Here is an 18,037-nt window from a genome sequence, read left to right as displayed (position 1 = left end):
CTCACCCCTGTCCCGGCCGGCGCGCGGCGCGCCAGACCAGCAGCCCGAGCGCCAGCACCGACAGGACGCCGGTCGCCTGGAACAGCCGGCCCACCTCGGCGTTGTAGCGGCCCTGCGCGGCATCATAGCCGTAACAGAGCAGCAGCAGATGGTCGGCCACCGACCCGACCGCTCCCCTGGAGGCATCGACCAGTCCCAGCCGCAGATCGGTCGGGTCGTAGCCCACCCCGAGGATGTAGCGCGAGACCGTCCCCCCCGGCGACACCAGCACCACACCCGCCGGGTGGGCATACTGCTCCGTTGCCTCGTCGAGGCGGTAGCGGAAGCCGGCGGCATCGGCGAGGCGGCGCACCTCGCGCCCTCGATCAGTGGAATCGCCCACCAGCGCGTGGATGGCGCCGGCCAGTGCCGGATCGCGTTCGAAATGCCTGGCCTTCAGCGCCGCGGCGTCTGCCGGGCTGTCGCCGGGATCGAAACTGACCGCCACCACCGTGTAGTCTTTTTCCGGCGTCAGCGGCACCTGCGCCAGCGCCGCCGCCAGATCGCCCAGCACAACTCCGCACAGCGTCGTGCAGCGGAAATAGTCGAAGACCAGGACCAGCGGCTTGCCCCTGTCGAACAGGGAGGCGGTCGTGACCGCATGACCAGCCTCGTCACGCAGCCTGATGTCACGCGGCAGTTGTGCTCCCGGACGCTGATCGAAAGCGAACTCGGTGAAGCTTCCCGGCAGCAGGGTGGCGGGAGAGGCCTCCGCGCCTGCGGTCAGGCCCGGCAGCAGCAAGAGCAGGGCAGCCATTGCGAACCTTGTCATCGCGGCACCTCCCGCCTTGCATCGGCCGGCCAGTCGGCGATGCCGCGTTCGGCGACACGGCGCATGGCCTCCTCGATGGGGATGTGGGCGATGCCATGCGCGCGGTCGGCCCAGCCATAGCCGGTCAGCCGCTGCATCGCCTGCGCCTTGTAGCGCTTGAGGTCGGCGACGGGATCGGTTTGCAGGCGCGGCTCCGGCATCGGCGTCGTCAGCGCATGATTTTCGTCCCTGGCCGCATTGGGGAAGATCAGCAGCAGCGAGACCACGACCGTTACGATCAGGCCCGCCGCCAAACCGCCCAGTAGCAGGAACAGCCAGGGCGGCGTGTCCCGCGTCTCGAACATCGTGTCGGGATTGCTGCCTTCCTGCTGCGGCTTGTGCTTCGGTCTCCGGGCACGACCTTGCCGCAGCCATCCGAACAGCAGTGCCGCGGCGGCGCCTGCAACGCCGGACCGGCCGATGCGCGTGGCCTTATCCATGGCCGACCTCCTCCGCCAGCCGGCCGACGGGCCGGGTGGCCGGCCGGGTGGAGAGCCGCCAAAAGAGCACCGTCATGCACGCCCCGCCCATCGCCAGCGCGGCTGCCGGGGCATACCAAGTGAAGCCGCCGGCAAGCCCCGGCAGGATCAGCCACCAGCATTCCAGCAAATGCGCCGCCAGCAGCAGCAGGCTGATGGCGGCGAGCCCCGCCCGGCTGCGCTTCACCGGCCACCAGATCAGGGCGGCGAATGGCAAACCCCCTTGCGCCAGTGCGCCCAACGCCGCGACCCAGCCCCAGCCGCCGGACAGGCGCGCGACGTACCACGTGATCTCCTGCGGCAGGTTCTCCTGCCAGACGATCAGGAACTGCATGAAGGACAGGTAGAACCACAGCAGAATGGCGGCGGTCAGCAGGCTGCCCAGGTCGTGGCGCTGCCCGGCATCCGTCCGCCCTCCCAGGACGGCGGCCAGCGTCGCCAGCGCCAAGGCGCCCAGAAGCTGGCCGCCGACGATCATCATCCCGTAGATGCTGGAGCCCCAATCCGGCTCGATCGACATGAACCAGTCGAAGGATGCAAAGGTGACGGTCAGCCCCAACAGGATCAGCCCGGGCGCCGCCAGTTGGTTGCGGTTCCGTCCCGACCACAGCTGGGCCGCAAGCGCCAGCCCCAGCCAGACCACGGCATAGACAGCCGTCCGGCCGTAGAAGAAGGGTTCGTTCAGGTAGAAGCGGTTCTTCAGATGCGTGGCTTCGGCCGCCCGCGCCCAGGGATACAGTTCCGGCAGCAGGAGCAACACCGGCACCAGCAGCAGGAGCATCGGCGGCAGGAAAGCCACCATCGCCCGCAGCGCCGGCACCGCGGCTGCTCCCCAGCGCCCGCCGGTCAGATCATGGGCGAACAGCAGCATCATGGCGCCCAACGGCAGCCCGATCCAGAAGGCGAAGGAGGCCAGCCAGCCGCGCAAAACCGCCTGCGGATCGGTCAGCGCTCCAACGGCGCAGACCGCCGCCCCGACAAATGCCGCGACCATGGCGGCGATAAGCGGACGGCGGCTCATCGCAGCGTCCCCCGCACCGTTTCCGGCAACTCGGCCGCGGCGGTGTTCTGGCTGGCCTGCAAGGCCCGGATATAGGCGGCGATGGCCCAGCGGTCGTCCGAACCGACGCGGTCGGCATAGGAGTACATCGCCCCCCAGCCATTGGTGGCGACCTCGTAGAAATGCCGGGTCGGGGCGTTGCGCAGCGCGTCGCCATGGAAGGAGGGCGGCTGTGGAAAGCCGCGCCGGACGATCATGCCGTCGCCGTCGCCGAGATAGCCATGACAGGGCGTGCAATAGATCTCGTAGCGCTCCTTGCCGCGGGCGAGCAGGGCCGCCGTCAGCGCCGGTGGTGGCTGGGGAAGGTCTTCGCGGGCGATGGAGTTCGGTGGCGGCTGCGGCGGCCAGACCTTCCGGTCCGGTCCGGCGTTGGCCGAACCACCGTCGGCCGGCGTCCAGGTCTTGTCGCGCGGCTGCTTCGCCATGTTGTCGCAGGCCGTCAGCAGCGACACGCCCAACAGCAGAAAGACGAATGGAGCCGGCCGCGTCATGCCGGCACCTCGTCGATCCGCAGGCCTTCGCCCTCGGGCAGCAGCCGTTGCAGGAGTTCGCTGTCGTCCCGTCCCTCCCGTTCGGCGATCCAGATCAGGAAACGGTCCTGGGAGGCCAGTTCGAACCCCGGCGCGTCGAAGATCGGATCGTAGAGGCGCGGCAGCCGGCAGAATTTGCAAAAGGCGAGGAAGCCCGCCAGCAAAATGGTCAGCGCCGCCAGTTCGAAGGTGCTGGGGCCGAAGGCCGGCCAGCTGTTCAGCGGCCGTCCGCCGATGTTCAGCGGATAGCTCAGCACCATTCCCCAATATTGCAGGAAGAACCCGCCGACGGCTCCCAGCAACCCGGCCGCCACGACGATCAGCGGCAGGGCCCGCGGCCTGCGGTCCAGCAACTCGTCCACCCCCTCCACCGCGTAGGGGCTGTAGACCTCCAGCCGGGAGAACCCCGCCTGCCGCAGCCGGCGCAGGGCGTCCAGCATCGCGTCCGGGTCGTCGAAGGCGGCCATCCTGCCGCGCAGGCTGTGACCGGTGCCGCGCTGCACGGTCATCGCCCGCCCTCCGTATGCTTTTTGCGAAGGAGTTCGCGCAGCTCGAACATCGACACCATCGGGATGAAGCGCAGCGCCAGGAAGAAGCCGGTCAGGAACAGCCCCACCGAGCCGGCCAGCGTCGTCCAGTCCCAGACCGTCGGTATGAAGACGAACCAGCTCGATTCCGAGTGGTTCCGGTGCAGGCTGCCGACGACGATGACGTAGCGCTCGATCCACATGCCGATCACCACGCCCAGCGCCACGAGGAACAGCAGCCGCCGGTTCAGCCGCGCTGCCCGGACCCACAGGAGCTGCGGGACGACGCTGTTCAGGACGATCTTCGCCCAGTACCAGGGGGCGTAATATCCGCCGAGCAGCGACATCGCCACGGTGATCTCGCGCTCTTCCCCCCGGTAGAAGGGCATGAAGATCTCGATCAGGTAGCAGTAGGACAGCAGCAGGCTGGCGGTCAGCGTCAGCCGCGCCAGCACGTCGATGTGGCGCAACGTGATGACGCCGGTCAGCTCCAGCGCCCGGCGCAGCGGAATGACCAGCATCAGCACCACGGCGAAGCCCGACAGTGCCGCGCCGAAGACGAAATAGGGTGGGAACTGCGTTTCGTGCCAGCCCGGCGTCAGGCCGCCGGCGAAATCCAGCCCGACGATGCTGTGGATCGAGCAGACCAGCGGGGCCATCAATGCTGCGAACAGCCCGTACAGCATCCTGAACTGGCGCCAGTGCTGCGACGACCCCTGCCAGCCCAGCGCCAGCAACCCGTACAGCACCCGCTGCCAGCGCCGTCGCGCCCGGTCGCGCAGGGTGGCGAGGTCGGGGAGCAGCCCGACATACCAGAACAGCAGGGACCCGGCGACATAGACCAGGATGGCGACGAAATCCCAATGCAGCGGGCTGCGGAATTGCGGCCACAGCGCCATCGTGTTGGGATAGGGGAACAGCCAGTAGAAATACCACCAGCGCCCGAGATGGATGACCGGCATGATCCCGGCGCAGGCGACGCAGAACACCGTCATGGTCTCGGCGATGCGGCTGGTGGCGCTGCGCCAGTCCGAGCGGGTCAGGAAGAACAGGGCGGAGATCAGCGTCCCGCCGCTCGCCATGCCGACCCACCAGACATAGTTGCCGATGGCGAAGCCCCAGGCGATGGGCCAGTCGATGCCCCAGATGCCGACGCCGCGGACGAACAGCCAGCCGACCGCCGCCAGGAACAGCACGAACAGCCCGAACGACAGCCCGAAGCCGATCCACCACCACAGCGGCGTGCGTCGTTCCAGCACGAGGTCGCTGACATGCGCGGTCACCGCCGGGGCCGTCACCCCCGGTCCCACCACCCGTGTCAGGTCCCGTTCGGTCTCGGGCGATGCGCTCACCGGCTCATGCCTCCCCGATCTCGGGATTCGGATTGCGCAGCCGCGCCTCGTAGGTCGTGCGCGGCCGGGTGTTCAGTTCGGTCAGAACGCCATAGTCCAGCGGGCTCGCCTTGCGCCGGCTGACCGCGCTGTCCGGGTCGTTCAGGTCGCCGAAGACGATGGCCTCGGCCGGGCAGGCCTGCTGGCAGGCGGGCTTCACCTCGCCGTCGCGGATCGGCCGGTCCTCGCGGTCCGCGGTGATGCGGGCGTTGCGGATGCGCTGGATGCAGTAGGTGCATTTCTCCATGACGCCGCGGACCCGGACGGAGACGTCGGGGTTCCAGGACATCGACAGCCGGTTGTCGTCCGCCGAATAGTTGAAGTAGTTGAAGCGCCGGACCTTGTAGGGACAATTGTTGGAGCAGAAGCGGGTGCCGACGCAGCGGTTGTAGACCATCACGTTCAGCCCGTCGGCGTCGTGCATGGTGGCGGCGACCGGGCAGACCACCTCGCAGGGCGCGTTCTCGCAATGCATGCAGGTCATCGGCTGGAAAAGGGTCTGGTCCGGCGCCTCCGCCCCGCCCTCGTACCAAGTGTCGATGCGGATCCAGTGCATCTGGCGGTTCCGCAGCACTTCCTCTTTTCCGACCACGGCGATGTTGTTCTCCCCCTGGCAGGCGGCGGTGCAGGCGTTGCAGCCGATGCAGGCATTCAGGTTGATCGCCATGCCCCAGGCGTTCCGCGGATACTCGTAATCCGGATAGAGCGAATGCTCCGGTTCCCTGCGCTTGGCGAAGCCCGGATCCCGGCGGAACTCGTCCAGCGTGGCGTGGCGGACCACGTCGGGGGAGTCGATCATCTGGTGATGCTGGGTGGCGGCCAAGCGGTGGGTTTCCCCCGTCTTGCGCAACTCCACTCCCGGCAACTGCCACAGACCGGCCGAGGTCCGCAGCCGGAAGGCGTCGAATCCGACATCGCGCCCGACCCGGCCCACGATCCGGCGGCCGAAGCCGAAGGGTAGGGTGATGCAATCCGGGGCATGGCCGGGAAGCAGCCAGACCGGCGCTCGCAGCCGACCGCTGGCGGTGTGCACCTCCACCACATCCTCGTTCTTGAGGTCCAGCCGCTGCGCGGTCGCCGGTGCGATCAGCAGGGCGTTGTCCCAGGTCAAGGTGGTGAAGGGCCGCGGCAGTTCCTGTAGCCAGCCGAGATTGGCGGTGCGCCCGTCGCGCAGCCACGGGTCCGGCCGGAACAGCGCGGTCAGCGCGCCGTCTGGCTGTGCCGGTGCCGGAGGCAGGCGATCCGCCAAGCCGGGCAGCAGCGAAACGGAAACCGGTGCGGCGGCGCTCTCCGGCACCACGCCCATCCGCAGGGCGTCTGCCCACAGACCCTCTGCATCGCCTTTGCTTTGGAAGCGTTCCATCCAGGTCTGCCGGACGATGGCGTAACCGTCGGGCCGCGTCTCTCCGTTGAGGACCGCCAGCAGTTCCTGCGGCGACCAGCCGCCCCACAGCGGCCTGACCTGAGGCTGCTGGATGGTGACCGTGCCGTCGAAGGCCCGCGCATCGCCCCAGCGCTCCAGTTCATGCGCCTCCGGCACATGCCATGTGCAGAGCAAGGCGGTCTCGTCCACTGCGGTGCCGAGATGAATGGACAGCGGCACCTTTCCCAACGCGCCGGCAAAGTCGAGGTCGGCGGGCGCGGTGAATACCGGGTTGGCGCCCAGAATCAGCAGCGTGTCGACCCTGCCGGCCGCCATATCGGCGGCCAGTTCTCCGACCGATTGGGCATGGTCGACCGGATCGGCTTCCACTGGCTCGATGTGGCTGACCGTCTGTCCGGGTCCGCCCAGGGCATCGTTGATGGCGTGCACCAGCGCATGGACGGCAGGCGGCTGTGCCGGCCCGGTATGGACCAGCGCCGCGCCGCGATTGGCGGACAGGTCGCGGGCGACGGCAGCCAGCCAGCCGGGAGCACCCCGCCGCCACTCCGCCGGTCCGGCGCCAAGCTCGGCGGCCAGCGCACGCACCGCCGCCTCCACCTCGCCGGGCCGGACAGCGAAACGGTGGTCGGCGCGGGCACCGGCAAGGGTGGGCGAGCTTTCAACCGCATAGAGGCGGCTCATCTCCTCCGGCCGCCCCTCCTCCGCCGCGCGGCGGCGGCGGGCGAAGTCGCGGGCGTAGCGCAGGTGCCCAGGCGCGCTGTCGAGGAAATCGCTCTCGACCGCCAGCATTACCTTTGCCCTGTCGAGGTGCAGCACCGAATCCACCGGCCGCCCGAAAGCCAGCACCGAACCGGCCCGCACCGTGTCGCGCCCGTCGGCCTCCCAACGGTGCCATTGCATCGCCGGAAAGCGCTGCTTCAGCGCCCCGATCTGCCGGGCCAGCGTGGGGGAGGTGACGGTGCCGGTCAGCAGACGCAGCCCGCCGCCGCCATGCGCCGCCAGGGCGGGCAGGCGGTCGACCAGCGCCTTCACCATTCCGTTGGTGCTCGCCGCCCGGCCGGCTTTCAGCACGGTCCGCGAGCGGTCGGGATCGTACAGATCGAGGATGCTGGCCTGGATGATCGGATCGAGCGCGCCCAGGCTGGCGGGATGGTCCGGATTGCCCTCCAACTGGACCGGGCGCCCCATCTGGTGGATCGCCAGCACCCCGTCGGCATAGCCGCCGCGGGTGACCGCCGTTGCGAAATGGCGGGCGACGCCGGGCACCAGCCCGGCCGGCATCGTCACATAGGGGATCGCCGTCTCCGACGCCTCTCCCGGTCCGCAGCCCGACAGCCCGGCCAGAGCGAAGGAGGCGCCCATCAGTTCCAGCAGCCGGCGGCGTCCGACCCGCGCGTCGGCCAAATCCGGCAGGCCGGGAAACTCGGCGCGCAGCATCTCCAGCACGGACGGTTCCCGCGACAGCTCGTCCAGGCTGCGCCACAGCGCCCGGCCGCTCTTCCCGGTCAGTCGGCCTTCGATGTACCGGGCCAGCTCCTCCCGCCCCAATTCCTCCCGAGCCGTCATCGGTGGCACACCGAGCAGTCGGACAGGGTTTCGGGATGGATGCGGTAGCGGGCCATCAGCTGCTCGCCGGATGGAGTTGTTGCGGTCCGTTTCCAGTCGGTGTCGAACACCGCCTCCTTCGGGCGCAGGTTCGGGGCCGGATCGCGATGGCAGTCGAGGCACCAGCTCATCCGCAGGCTCGCTCCCTTCCAGGTCAGGGGCATGCTGTCCACCGGCCCGTGGCAGGTGGTGCAGGCGACACCCTTGGCGACATGGATGCTGTGGTTGAAGAAGACGTAGTCGGGTAGCGCGTTGACCCGGTTCCAGCGGATCGGCGTTCCGGTGGCAAGGCTCTGGCGCACCGGGGCCAGCAGGTCCGCATTGGTCCAGATCTGCGAATGGCAGGTCATGCAGGTGTGGGTCGGCGGCAGGCCGGCGTTCGCCGATACCTCCACCGAGGTATGGCAATAGCGGCAGTCCAGCCCCAGCCCGCCGACATGATGTTCGTGGCTGAAGGGAACCGGCTGCGGCTGCACGATGCCGACCCGCGTCGCATAGGTGGTGTTGGGAAAGAACCACGCGCCGCCGACCAGCGTGACCAGCCCCGCCAGCAGGGTGTAGAGCACCAGTTTGGTCAGGATGTTGGCGGTGGGGCTGAAGATACCCGGCACGGCTCTGGGCCCCCGTCACGCCGCCGGAGCGGTCGATTGGAGAGGGCGGCGTCGATCCATGGCTTGCGTCTCCCTGACTTGTCCGCCCCGGCAGATGCAAAGCCGCTCGGGTCGGTCGTCGGCGGGATTCAGGCGGAGCCCGAACCCGGTGCGGCGGGCGTTGGTGGGGGCGGCCATCCGCAGGCGCGGCGTCTGCGCGCCACCCCACCGTTACAAGCGCCCGTTCACCGTCAGGTTCCATGCCGTGGTCGGGCTAGCCCGACTGACCCAGCCCTTCCGCGCCGATCGGACAGTTTTCCGAAGCGCTGTGGACAGCGCGGATCGGTGGTGCTTTCGGCAAAGGGGGGACTGACCGGAAGACCGGGACACAGGCGCCTTCCGGTGGCCGCTGCGCTGTGTCGCAGGTGCCGCCTCTTCCCCTGCGATGCCGTCCGGCGCTAAAGCCATGCATTTCAGGCTCCGTCCGGCAGACCGGGGGCGGACCGCCTTCTGCTGCGACGGATCGATGACCCGTGTTTCGTGCGACTGCGATGTTCTGGTGGTGGGCGGCGGCAACGCGGCGCTCTGTGCCGCAATCGCGGCCCGCCGGGCCGGTGCGTCGGTCCAGCTGCTGGAGGCCGCACCCAAGTCGCTGCGCGGCGGGAACGCCCGGCATTCCCGCAACATGCGGGTCATGCACGACGCACCGACACCGTGGGTGCGGGGGTGCTATCCGGCCGACGATTACCATGCCGACCTGCAGCGGGTGGCCGGGGCTGCCATAAATTCCGTCGATGACGGGCTCGCGCACCAATTTATCGACGCCAGCGCCGACATCGTCGATTGGCTGGCCGGCAACGGCGTGCGGTTTCACCGCGGCACCGACGAGGTCCTGCCCTATTCCCGCAAGACCGCCTTCTTCCTGGGCGGGGGGAAAGCGCTGATCAACGCGCTTTACGCTACGGCGGAAGCGCTGGGCGTTGGCATCCGCTACGACAGCGCCGTGCGCGCCCTGCATCTGCGGGACGGGCCGCCGTCCGTCACCGTCGGTGATGCGGACATCTCCATCCGGGCAAGAGCGCTCGTCGTCACTTCCGGCGGGTTCCAGGCCGATCTCGGCTGGCTGCGGCAGCAGTGGGGTGGGGCTGCCGGCGACTTCACGATCCGCGGCACCCCGCATGCGACGGGCGTCCCGCTGAAGGCACTGCTGGAGGACGGCGCGGACCCGGTGGGGGCGGGGGACCGCTGCCATATGGTGGCGGTGGACGGCCGCGCTCCGCTATTCGACGGCGGCATCGTCACGCGGCTGGATGGCCTTCCCCATGGCATCGTCGTGGATCGGGACGGCCGGCGTTTCGCCGACGAAGGGGCGGTCGTCGGGCCGTCGCGCTACACGGCCTGGGGTGAACTGGTGGCCCGCTGCCCCGGCGCCGTCGCCTTTTCGGTCTTCGATTCCGCCATTGCCGAGCGGTTCCGGCCCTCCATCTTTCCGGCGATCCAGGCGGACAGCGTCGGCGGGCTGGCCTCGGCTCTGGGCATCGGTCGGCCGGCGCTGGAGTCCACGGTGGCGGCCTTCAATGCCGCTGTCACCGGCGGCGGTACGACGGCGGGCGTCCATCCGCCGAAGACCCGGCTGGCCGTACCGATCACGGTTCCGCCCTTCGGCGCCTACCCGGTTCGGGCCGGCGTCACCTCCACCTGCCTGGGGGTGCGGGTCGATGGGCGGGTGCGTGTGCTGCGGCCGGACGGGACGGCCATCGACGGAGTCCATGCCGCCGGAGTCATCATGGCGCCCAACATCCTGGGAACGGGCTATCTGGCGGGGAGCGCCATGACCATCGGCGCCGTGTTCGGCCGCATTGCCGGTCGGGAGGCCGCAACTCATGCCCTGCGCTGACGATACGCAGCGGATCGCGGCGGAGGCTCGCCGGGCGCTGGACATCTGCAACGCCTGCCAGTTCTGCGACGGCTACTGCGCCGTCTTCCCCGCGTTGAAATCACGGCGGCTGGTGTCGGCGGAGGATCTGACCTTCCTGTCCAACCTCTGCCACAACTGCCGGTCCTGCTATCATGCCTGCCAGTACGCGCCGCCCCATGCTTTCGACCTCAATCTGCCGAAAAGCCTGAGTCTGGTCCGGCAGCAGTCCTACCGCGACCATGTCTGGCCGCCGCTGCTCAGGGGACGATTGCCCCATGCGGGATGGCCCGCGGTTGCCGTCATGGCCGCCGTCGTCCTGTCGGCGGTCGCCCTCGTGGTCGTTCCGGCCCTGCTGTGGGTCCCGCCGGAGACGCTGTTCGGGCGACAGTCGGGGCCCGGCGCCTTCTACCGGCTGGTGCCGTGGAGGGTTATTGCCGGCGTCGCCGGGGGGGCGATGCTGTGGTCGCTGCTCGCCGTCGGCTTCAGCGTCGCATCCTTTTGGCGCGGCATGGGACCGGCGCCGGCCGGCGTGCCGCTGTTGCCGGCGCTGCGCGACGCCCTGTCCGATGCCGCCACCTTGCGCAATCTCGGCGGCGGCGGGGCCGGCTGCAACGATCGGGATGAGGGTTTTTCCCAGGCGCGTCGCCGCTTCCACCACGCGCTGTTCTACGGGGTGGCGCTTTGCTTCGCCTCGACCAGCGTGGCAACCGTGTATGACCATCTGCTGGGCTGGCCGGCGCCTTATCCGCTGACAAGCCTGCCGGTCCTGTTCGGCAGCCTTGGCGGGGTCGGCATGGTGATCGGCACGGCAGGGCTGGCTTTGCTGAAGCTGCGCGCCGATCCCGCACCCGTGGCGTCGAGCCTCACCGGTGCGGACTGTTCCTTGCTGGCTCTGCTGTTTCTGGTGGCGGTCAGCGGCCTGGGGTTGCTGGCTCTGCGCGAGACGGCGGCGATGGGACCGCTGCTGCTGGTCCATCTGGGCCTCGTGCTCGGCTGGTTCGCGACGCTGCCCTACAGCAAGTCCCTGCACGCCCCCTTCCGCTTCGCCGCCCTGTTGCGCGCTGCGATGGAGCGGCGGGGCAGGGGCTGATTTGCCACTGCCCCCGTCCCGACAGACGGTCAGGCGCGCCCCAATTCCCCATCGACCCGGCGCCAGATCCCTTGCGGGTTGCCGTCGCGCAAAGCTTCCGGCAGCAGGTCGGCGGGGATGTCCTGGTAGCAGACCGGGCGCAGGAAGCGGCGGATCGCCAGCGTGCCGACCGAGGTGCTGCGCGGGTCCGAGGTCGCCGGGAACGGGCCGCCATGCACCATCGCGTGGCAGACCTCAACCCCGGTCGGCCAGCCGTTCGCCAGGATGCGGCCGGCCTTGCGCTCCAGCGTCGGGATCAGCCCGGCCACCGCGGCCTTGTCCGCCCCATCCATCTGCAAGGTCGCCGTCAGCTGCCCTTCCAGCTTTTCCGCCACCGCCGTCATCGCCGCCACGTCCGCGCAGCGGATCAGCAGCGAGGCGGCGCCGAACACCTCCTCCTGCAACGCCGTATCGGCCAGGAAGGCGTCCGCCGTCGTGGTGAAGAAGGCCGCCTGCGCCTGGTTCGGCCCGCTGCAGGCCAGACCGCGGGCCAGCGTCGTCACCGTGCCGCTGCCGGCCAGCTTGGCGACACCGCTGTCGAAGGCGGCATGGATGCCCGGCGTCAGCATGGTCGAGGCGGCGCTGCCGCCCAACGCCTCCACCGCCGCGGCGACGAAGCGGTCGAGGTCCGGCCCGTCCACCGCCAGCAGGATGCCGGGGTTGGTGCAGAACTGCCCGGCGCCCATGGTCAGCGAGACGACGAACGCCTTGCCCAGCGCCTCGGCGCGGGAGGCCAGCGCCGCCGGCATCAGGAAGACCGGGTTGATGCTGCTCATCTCGGCATAGACCGGGATCGGTTCCGGCCGTTTGGCCGCAACCCCCAACAGCGCCAGCCCGCCGCGGCGCGAGCCGGTGAAGCCGACCGCCTTGATGCGCGGATCGGCGACCAGCGCCGTGCCGATCTCGTTGCCGGTGCCGAACAGCAGGGAGAAGACGCCCTCCGGCAGGCCGCAGGAGGCGACCGCCGCCTGGATGGCGCGGCCGACCAGTTCCGAGGTGCCGGGATGGGCGCCATGGCCCTTGACCACCACCGGGCAGCCGGCGGCGAAGGCCGACGCGGTGTCGCCGCCGGCCACCGAGAAGGCGAGCGGGAAATTGGAGGCGCCGAACACCGCGACCGGCCCCAGCGCGATGTGGCGCTGGCGGATGTCGGCGCGCGGCAGTGGCGTGCGGGCGGGCAGGGCCGGGTCGATGCGGGCCTCGACCCAGCTTCCCTCGCGCACCACCTGGGCGAACAGGCGGAGCTGGCCGACGGTGCGGCCGCGCTCGCCCTCCAGCCGGGCGCGCGGCAGGCCGCTTTCGGCCATGGCGCGGGCGATCAGTTCGTCGCCGATATCAAGGATGTTCTGGGCGACCGTCTCCAGGAAGGCGGCGCGCTGCTCCAGGCCGGTCTCGCGGAAGGCGTCGAAGGCGGCCCAGGCGAGCGCGCAGGCGCGCTCCACCTCGGCGGCACCGCCACCGCCGAAGACGGGCTCCAGCGCCTCGCCGGTGGCGGGGTCGACGGCACGGAATTCGCCCTGGCTGCCGCGATGGGCACTCGCGCCGATCAGCATCTCGCCGGTGATGGTCATCTTGGGGTCTCCTTCAAGGGCGGAACGCCGGGAAAGGGGCGTCCGCCGACAAGAGCGGCCGGACATTTGTTGGAGAGGCGATCTATCATGACATCAGTCATCATACAAGTGGGGCGGTGCGGAGGAGCCCCGATGCGTCGCCTTTCCACGGGCCGGCAGGCGGGCTTGTCTATTGTCGTATAGGTTTTGTGGGTGTTAACTCTGGGACATGGAGTGGTGACGGGCGGTCCGTCCCGGAACCGGGTTTGGGTGAGGATGGTGATGACAGCGCGCAGGCGCCGGGACCCGCTGGCGAAGCAACTGGTGGATGCCCTGGCCGAACGGATCTCCAGCGGACAGTTCAAGAGTGGCGACCGGCTGCCGAGCGAACAAGACCTGATCGACGAATTCGGCGTCAGCCGCACCGTGGTGCGCGAGGCGATCGCCAACCTGAAGGCGGTCGGCATGGTCTCCACCCGGCAGGGGTTGGGGGCCTTCGTCCTGCGCGACGCCGCGATCCTGCCCTTCCGCATCGAGGAATCGACGCTGGAGGCGGTGAACGAGGCGATTTCGGTGCTGGAGGTCCGCATCAGCCTGGAATCGGAGGCCGCCTATCTCGCCGCCATCCGCCGCGACGACAGCCATCTGGCCCGCATGCGCGAGGCGCTGGACACGATGACGGCGGCGGTGGAGGCGGGCGAGGATGCCATCGACGCCGATCTGGCCTTTCACAGCGCCATCGCCGCAGCGACCGGAAACAAGCATTTCCTGGCCCTGTTCTCCTATCTCGGATCGCTGCTGATCCCGCGCGCCCGCGTGCGCTACGGGCATCTGGAAGGGGATTCGCGCCGCCAGTACCTGCGGCGGATCAACGACGAGCACCAGACCATCTATTCCGCCATCGAGCGCCAGGACCCGGAAAACGCTCGCGCCGCGCTGCGCCTGCATCTGAACGGCAGCCGCGACCGGCTGCGGGCCGGCGGCGACTTCAAGGCGACCGCCGCGACGGGCTGAACATCCGCCCGTTCCGGGTTTGCGGGATCAGAAGGGACGCCGCCGGACCGCCGGCCGCGTCCCTTTTCGCTTTGTGGACCGGCTTTCGCCATGTGCGGATTGGTGGGAAGGCGGATTGCCTCCGCCCGCATCAAACCACTTGTATGATGACTGATATGATGGTAATCGTCCTGTCATCGGATGACGATGGCGTCGGACGGATCGCCGCGAACCCGGCCCGGATCCTCCAGACACGCCATCGTCCAAAAACCACCATGCCCGCAGCTTTTCCCCTGCGGATCGTGTCTCCACCGTTTTCCAAGGATGCCCCCGATGGAACCGCAAGCCCTGAAGGCCGTCGTCAGCGAAGGTCTCCTGTCGTTCCCGCTGACCGATTTCACCGCCGACGGCACCTTCGAGCCGGGTGGCTATGCCCGCCGCCTGGAATGGCTGAAGCCCTACGGCGCATCGGCCCTGTTCGCCGCCGGCGGCACCGGCGAGCTGTTCTCGCTGACGCCCGACGAGCACAGGAGCATCGTCTCGCTGGCCGTCGAGGTCTGCGGCAAGGAGGTGCCGATCATCGCCGGCGTCGGCTATTCCACCCGCATCGCCATCGAGATGGCGCAGGCCGCCGAGAAGGCCGGGGCCGCCGGCATCCTGGTGCTGCCGCATTACCTGACGGAAGCCGACCAAGAGGGCGTCGCCGCCCATGTCGAGGCGATCTGCAAGTCGGTCGGCATCGGCGTCATCATCTACAACCGCGCCACCTGCAAGCTGAGCGCCGACCGTCTGGCGACGCTGGCGGAGCGCTGCCCCAACCTGATCGGCTTCAAGGACGGGTTGGGCGACATCGAGATGATGACGACCATCCGCCGCAGGATGGGCGACCGCTTCAGCTATCTGGGCGGCCTGCCGACCGCCGAGGTCTACGCCGCGGCCTATCGCGCCATCGGCGTTCCGGTCTATTCGTCGGCCGTCTTCAACTTCATCCCGCGCACGGCGATGGAGTTCTACCAGGCGGTCGCGGCGGGCGACACCGCCACCACCGACCGGCTGCTCGACCAGTTCTTCCTGCCCTATCTGGCGATCCGCAACCGCAAGGCCGGCTATGCCGTCAGCATCGTCAAGGCGGGCGCCGCCATCGTCGGCCGTCCCGCCGGCCCGGTGCGCGCGCCGCTGGTCGACTGCACCCCGGCCGAGGTCGAGGACCTGCGCGCCCTGATCGACGCGCTGGGACCGCAGTAAGTCCCTGTCGACAGGCACGGCCGGCAAGAACGGCCAGTAAACCACGGCGAAACGCCAAAGCCGGACGGGCAGGCGCCGGGCTTCAGTCCCCGACGCCGGACACAAGGTGCAGCCAGAAAGCCGGATCCGCAGAGCGGGTCCGGCAACGGACTGCCGCGTCTGCCCGCCCTCATGGCTTGAGGGAGGAAATCTCATGACGATCGAGAGCACCGCCGCCAACACCCGTTCCGAACCCGGCGCCTATGCCGCGGCAGCCGCCGCCGGCCAGACCGCCAAGCGGACCAACGTCCGCTATCTCATCCTCGCGATGCTGTTCCTCGTCACGGTCATCAATTACGCCGACCGGGCGACCCTGTCGATCACCGGCCCCGTGATCTCGAAGGAACTGGGGATCAACGCCGCCGAGATGGGCCTCATCTTCTCCGCCTTCGGCTGGGCCTATGTGCTGGGCCAGCTGCCGGGCGGCTGGCTGCTCGACCGCTACGGGTCGAAGATCGTCTATGGGCTCAGCATCTTCATCTGGTCGGTCTTCACGCTGATGCAGGGCTCCATCGGCTTCTTCGCCGGCGGTACCGCGGTCATGGTGCTGTTCGCCCTGCGCTTTGCCGTCGGCTTCGCCGAAGCGCCGTCCTTCCCCGGCAACAGCCGCGTCGTCGCGGCGTGGTTCCCCGGACAGGAGCGGGCGACCGCGTCGGCCATCTTCAATTCCGCCCAGTATTTCGCCACCGTGCTCTTCGCGCCGCTGATGGGCTGGCTGACCCACTCGTTCGGTTGGCACTGGGTGTTCGGCGTCATGGGCGGGCTCGGCATCGTCATGGCCGGCGTGTGGATGAAGACCGTCTACGCCCCCAAGGACCACCCGCGCATCAATCAGGCCGAACTGGACCACATCGCGTCCGGCGGCGGTCTGGTCAACATGGACGACGGCCGGAAGACGGCGGCTCCGGCCGAGAGCGGAGCGAAGTGGGATTACATCCGCCAGCTCTTCGCCAGCCGCATGATGGTCGGCATCTTCCTCGGCCAGTTCTGCATCAACGCCATCACCTACTTCTTCATCACGTGGTTCCCGGTCTATCTGGTCCAGGCCCGCGGCATGTCGATCCTGAACGCCGGCTTCATCGCCTCGATCCCGGCGATCTGCGGCTTCGTCGGCGGCATCCTGGGCGGCGTGATGTCGGACGCCATGCTGCGCCGGGGCTATTCCCTGACCGCGGCGCGCAAGACGCCGATCGTGCTGGGCATGCTGATGTCGATGGCGATGATCGCCTGCAACTACACCGATCTCCAGTGGGTCATCGTATCGCTGATGGCGCTGGCCTTCTTCGGCAAGGGCATCGGCGCTCTCGGCTGGGCCGTGATGTCGGACTGCGCGCCGAAGGAGATCACCGGCCTCAGCGGCGGCGTGTTCAACATGTGCGGCAACCTGTCGTCGATCTCGACGCCGATCATCATCGGCTACATCATCCAGAGCTCCGGCTCCTTCAACGGCGCCCTGGTCTTCGTCGGCGCCAACGCCCTGATCGCGGCGGTCAGCTACCTCGTCATCGTCGGCGAGATCAAGCGGATGGAACTGAAGAAGTAACAACGGCCGGCCGGGGCGGCGGCCGATGGCCTGCCGCCCCTCGCCCGGTGCGCGTAGAACGGTTTGGCAAAGGGTCTTTCCCATGTATATCGGCGAACAGCTCATCAATCCCACCGACAAGCGCCTGCGCCTGTCCGCCCAGCTCGGCGCCCGGGGCATCGTCATCGACAGCCGGCCGAACGCGCCGGTGATGGCCGACGACAATGTCGAGGCCGGGCTGTGGGACGGCCGCAAGGTCGCCGACCAGCGCAAGTGGGTGGAGAGCCATGGCCTGACGCTTGACTGTCTGGCGCTGGATGTCGGCTCCATCCTGCTCGACAGCCTGCGCGCGCCGGAGAAGGCGGCGGCCACCGCGGAGCGGCTGCGCCACAACATCCGCGCCGCCGCCGACGGCGGGGTCGACACGGTGAAATACACGGTCGCTATGGTCGGCATCACCCGCACTGGCGTGGTCGACGGCCGCGGCGGCATGAAGTGCAGCATTTTCCGCGCCGACGAGTACAAGGCGGAGAACGACGCCCGTTTCTCCTACTGGGGCACCGTGCTGCCGGAGGACGAGACGGGGACCAAGCCGTCGCCGCTGGAAGTACGTGGCGCGCCGGAAACCTGCGGGCAGGTGATGGCGAGCGAGGCGGGCGGCGTCAGCGAGGCCGACGGCTGGCGCGCCATCGAATATCTGGTCGAGGCCATCCTGCCGACCGCCGAGAAGGCCGGTGTCAAGCTGGCCTGCCACCCGCACGACCCGGCCTATCCGCCGGGGGGGCTGAACGGCGTGCATCATGTGCTGGGGTCGCTCGACGGGCTTCGCCGCTTCATCGATCTGGCGCCGGAGAGCAAGTCGCTCGGCTTCAACTTCTGCCAGGGCACCATCGCCGAGATGTCGCGCAATCCGACCGAGACGGTGCTGGAGGCGATCCGCGAGTTCGGCCCGCAGAACCGCATCTTCATGGTCCATTTCCGCAACATCAAGGGCGGCTATCTCAACTTCCGCGAGGCGATGCCGGACGAGGGGTCGGTCGACATGGCAGCCTGCATCCGCGCCTACCGCGAGGTCGGATACCAGGGGATCCTTTGCCCCGACCATGTGCCCTTCTCCGAGGTCGATCCCGACCGCGAGCGCTTCTTCGCCTTTGCGCTCGGCTACACCCAGGCGTTGCTGCAAGCCGCCTGATCCGTCCTTCCCGCCTTTCCCGGACACCGCATC

15 protein-coding genes are annotated in these 18,037 nt (G+C 69.0%); 6 read left to right on the top strand and 9 right to left on the bottom strand.

Annotation, left to right across the window (positions count from 1 at the left end; translation table 11 throughout):
- Nucleotide 1 precedes the first annotated feature (1 nt).
- From ABNQ38_RS02470 to ABNQ38_RS02435, 8 genes are read right to left on the bottom strand one after another with little or no spacing between them, the layout of a single operon-like run.
- Nucleotides 2-811 carry an SCO family protein gene (locus ABNQ38_RS02470; RefSeq protein WP_377805522.1) on the bottom strand — a complete coding sequence of 270 codons (810 nt, stop codon included), beginning with the start codon at nucleotides 809-811 and terminating at the stop codon, nucleotides 2-4.
- Nucleotides 808-1,290, bottom strand: a complete 483-nt coding sequence (locus tag ABNQ38_RS02465; protein ID WP_377805521.1) for a hypothetical protein — start codon at nucleotides 1,288-1,290, stop codon at nucleotides 808-810. The genes ABNQ38_RS02470 and ABNQ38_RS02465 overlap by 4 nt, the downstream gene beginning before the upstream one ends.
- A complete protein-coding gene (locus ABNQ38_RS02460) occupies nucleotides 1,283-2,350 on the bottom strand; it encodes a hypothetical protein (protein ID WP_377805520.1) in 1,068 nt (355 codons plus the stop codon). Before ABNQ38_RS02460 ends, ABNQ38_RS02465 begins: the two co-directional genes overlap by 8 nt.
- Complete coding sequence (locus ABNQ38_RS02455) at nucleotides 2,347-2,880, bottom strand: c-type cytochrome (RefSeq protein WP_377805519.1); 534 nt, start codon at nucleotides 2,878-2,880, stop codon at nucleotides 2,347-2,349. The genes ABNQ38_RS02460 and ABNQ38_RS02455 overlap by 4 nt, the downstream gene beginning before the upstream one ends.
- Entirely contained in the window at nucleotides 2,877-3,428 is a 552-nt protein-coding gene (locus ABNQ38_RS02450) for a DUF3341 domain-containing protein (protein WP_377805518.1), read from the bottom strand. Before ABNQ38_RS02450 ends, ABNQ38_RS02455 begins: the two co-directional genes overlap by 4 nt.
- Nucleotides 3,425-4,798 carry an NrfD/PsrC family molybdoenzyme membrane anchor subunit gene (gene nrfD, locus ABNQ38_RS02445; protein WP_377805517.1) on the bottom strand — a complete coding sequence of 458 codons (1,374 nt, stop codon included), beginning with the start codon at nucleotides 4,796-4,798 and terminating at the stop codon, nucleotides 3,425-3,427. Before nrfD ends, ABNQ38_RS02450 begins: the two co-directional genes overlap by 4 nt.
- A gap of 4 nt (nucleotides 4,799-4,802) precedes the next feature.
- Nucleotides 4,803-7,787, bottom strand: a complete 2,985-nt coding sequence (locus ABNQ38_RS02440; protein WP_377805516.1) for a TAT-variant-translocated molybdopterin oxidoreductase — start codon at nucleotides 7,785-7,787, stop codon at nucleotides 4,803-4,805.
- Nucleotides 7,784-8,437 (bottom strand): cytochrome C, encoded by a 654-nt coding sequence (locus ABNQ38_RS02435; RefSeq protein WP_377805515.1) that lies wholly within the window; start codon nucleotides 8,435-8,437, stop codon nucleotides 7,784-7,786. Before ABNQ38_RS02435 ends, ABNQ38_RS02440 begins: the two co-directional genes overlap by 4 nt.
- Before the next feature lie 505 nt (nucleotides 8,438-8,942).
- Here ABNQ38_RS02435 and tcuA point away from each other — a divergent pair.
- Entirely contained in the window at nucleotides 8,943-10,313 is a 1,371-nt protein-coding gene (tcuA, locus tag ABNQ38_RS02430; RefSeq protein ID WP_377805514.1) for an FAD-dependent tricarballylate dehydrogenase TcuA, read from the top strand.
- Nucleotides 10,300-11,424 (top strand): tricarballylate utilization 4Fe-4S protein TcuB, encoded by a 1,125-nt coding sequence (gene tcuB / locus ABNQ38_RS02425; protein WP_377805513.1) that lies wholly within the window; start codon nucleotides 10,300-10,302, stop codon nucleotides 11,422-11,424. The genes tcuA and tcuB overlap by 14 nt, the downstream gene beginning before the upstream one ends.
- 29 nt (nucleotides 11,425-11,453) lie before the next feature.
- Here the strand turns inward: tcuB and ABNQ38_RS02420 are convergent, their stop codons facing one another.
- The gene (locus ABNQ38_RS02420; protein ID WP_377805512.1) at nucleotides 11,454-13,034 is read right to left on the bottom strand and encodes an aldehyde dehydrogenase (NADP(+)); all 1,581 of its coding nucleotides are present in this window, start codon (nucleotides 13,032-13,034) and stop codon (nucleotides 11,454-11,456) included.
- A 261-nt stretch (nucleotides 13,035-13,295) separates the two neighbouring features.
- On the opposite strand from ABNQ38_RS02420, the gene ABNQ38_RS02415 reads away from it, so the two are divergent.
- The 4 genes from ABNQ38_RS02415 to ABNQ38_RS02400 all read left to right on the top strand — a co-directional run bounded on the left by ABNQ38_RS02415 (nucleotide 13,296) and on the right by ABNQ38_RS02400 (nucleotide 18,004).
- Nucleotides 13,296-14,027 (top strand): FadR/GntR family transcriptional regulator, encoded by a 732-nt coding sequence (locus ABNQ38_RS02415; protein ID WP_377805511.1) that lies wholly within the window; start codon nucleotides 13,296-13,298, stop codon nucleotides 14,025-14,027.
- A 312-nt stretch (nucleotides 14,028-14,339) separates the two neighbouring features.
- Nucleotides 14,340-15,251 carry a 5-dehydro-4-deoxyglucarate dehydratase gene (gene kdgD / locus ABNQ38_RS02410; RefSeq protein ID WP_377805510.1) on the top strand — a complete coding sequence of 304 codons (912 nt, stop codon included), beginning with the start codon at nucleotides 14,340-14,342 and terminating at the stop codon, nucleotides 15,249-15,251.
- A gap of 193 nt (nucleotides 15,252-15,444) precedes the next feature.
- Entirely contained in the window at nucleotides 15,445-16,833 is a 1,389-nt protein-coding gene (locus ABNQ38_RS02405) for an MFS transporter (protein ID WP_377805509.1), read from the top strand.
- An 82-nt stretch (nucleotides 16,834-16,915) separates the two neighbouring features.
- A complete protein-coding gene (locus ABNQ38_RS02400; protein ID WP_377805508.1) occupies nucleotides 16,916-18,004 on the top strand; it encodes a mannonate dehydratase in 1,089 nt (362 codons plus the stop codon).
- Nucleotides 18,005-18,037: the final 33 nt, after the last annotated feature.

Origin of the sequence: Azospirillum sp. A29, from assembly GCF_042604625.1 — a bacterium.
GTDB classification, from domain to species: domain Bacteria; phylum Pseudomonadota; class Alphaproteobacteria; order Azospirillales; family Azospirillaceae; genus Azospirillum; species Azospirillum palustre.
The sequence above is the reverse complement of the archived record's forward strand: the minus strand, read 5'-3'. Positions and strand labels throughout refer to the sequence as shown.

Bases quoted from the DNA above. Each gene is read 5' to 3' on its own strand.
- ABNQ38_RS02455 (WP_377805519.1), bottom strand. From the start codon at position 2,880: ATGACGCGGCCGGCTCCATTCGTCTTTCTGCTGTTGGGCGTGTCGCTG.
- ABNQ38_RS02450 (WP_377805518.1), bottom strand. From the start codon at position 3,428: ATGACCGTGCAGCGCGGCACCGGTCACAGCCTGCGCGGCAGGATGGCC.
- ABNQ38_RS02405 (WP_377805509.1), top strand. From the start codon at position 15,445: ATGACGATCGAGAGCACCGCCGCCAACACCCGTTCCGAACCCGGCGCC.
- ABNQ38_RS02470 (WP_377805522.1), bottom strand. From the start codon at position 811: ATGACAAGGTTCGCAATGGCTGCCCTGCTCTTGCTGCTGCCGGGCCTG.
- ABNQ38_RS02400 (WP_377805508.1), top strand. From the start codon at position 16,916: ATGTATATCGGCGAACAGCTCATCAATCCCACCGACAAGCGCCTGCGC.
- ABNQ38_RS02440 (WP_377805516.1), bottom strand. From the start codon at position 7,787: ATGACGGCTCGGGAGGAATTGGGGCGGGAGGAGCTGGCCCGGTACATC.
- tcuA (WP_377805514.1), top strand. From the start codon at position 8,943: ATGACCCGTGTTTCGTGCGACTGCGATGTTCTGGTGGTGGGCGGCGGC.
- kdgD (WP_377805510.1), top strand. From the start codon at position 14,340: ATGGAACCGCAAGCCCTGAAGGCCGTCGTCAGCGAAGGTCTCCTGTCG.
- ABNQ38_RS02460 (WP_377805520.1), bottom strand. From the start codon at position 2,350: ATGAGCCGCCGTCCGCTTATCGCCGCCATGGTCGCGGCATTTGTCGGG.
- ABNQ38_RS02420 (WP_377805512.1), bottom strand. From the start codon at position 13,034: ATGACCATCACCGGCGAGATGCTGATCGGCGCGAGTGCCCATCGCGGC.
- tcuB (WP_377805513.1), top strand. From the start codon at position 10,300: ATGCCCTGCGCTGACGATACGCAGCGGATCGCGGCGGAGGCTCGCCGG.
- ABNQ38_RS02415 (WP_377805511.1), top strand. From the start codon at position 13,296: ATGACAGCGCGCAGGCGCCGGGACCCGCTGGCGAAGCAACTGGTGGAT.
- ABNQ38_RS02465 (WP_377805521.1), bottom strand. From the start codon at position 1,290: ATGGATAAGGCCACGCGCATCGGCCGGTCCGGCGTTGCAGGCGCCGCC.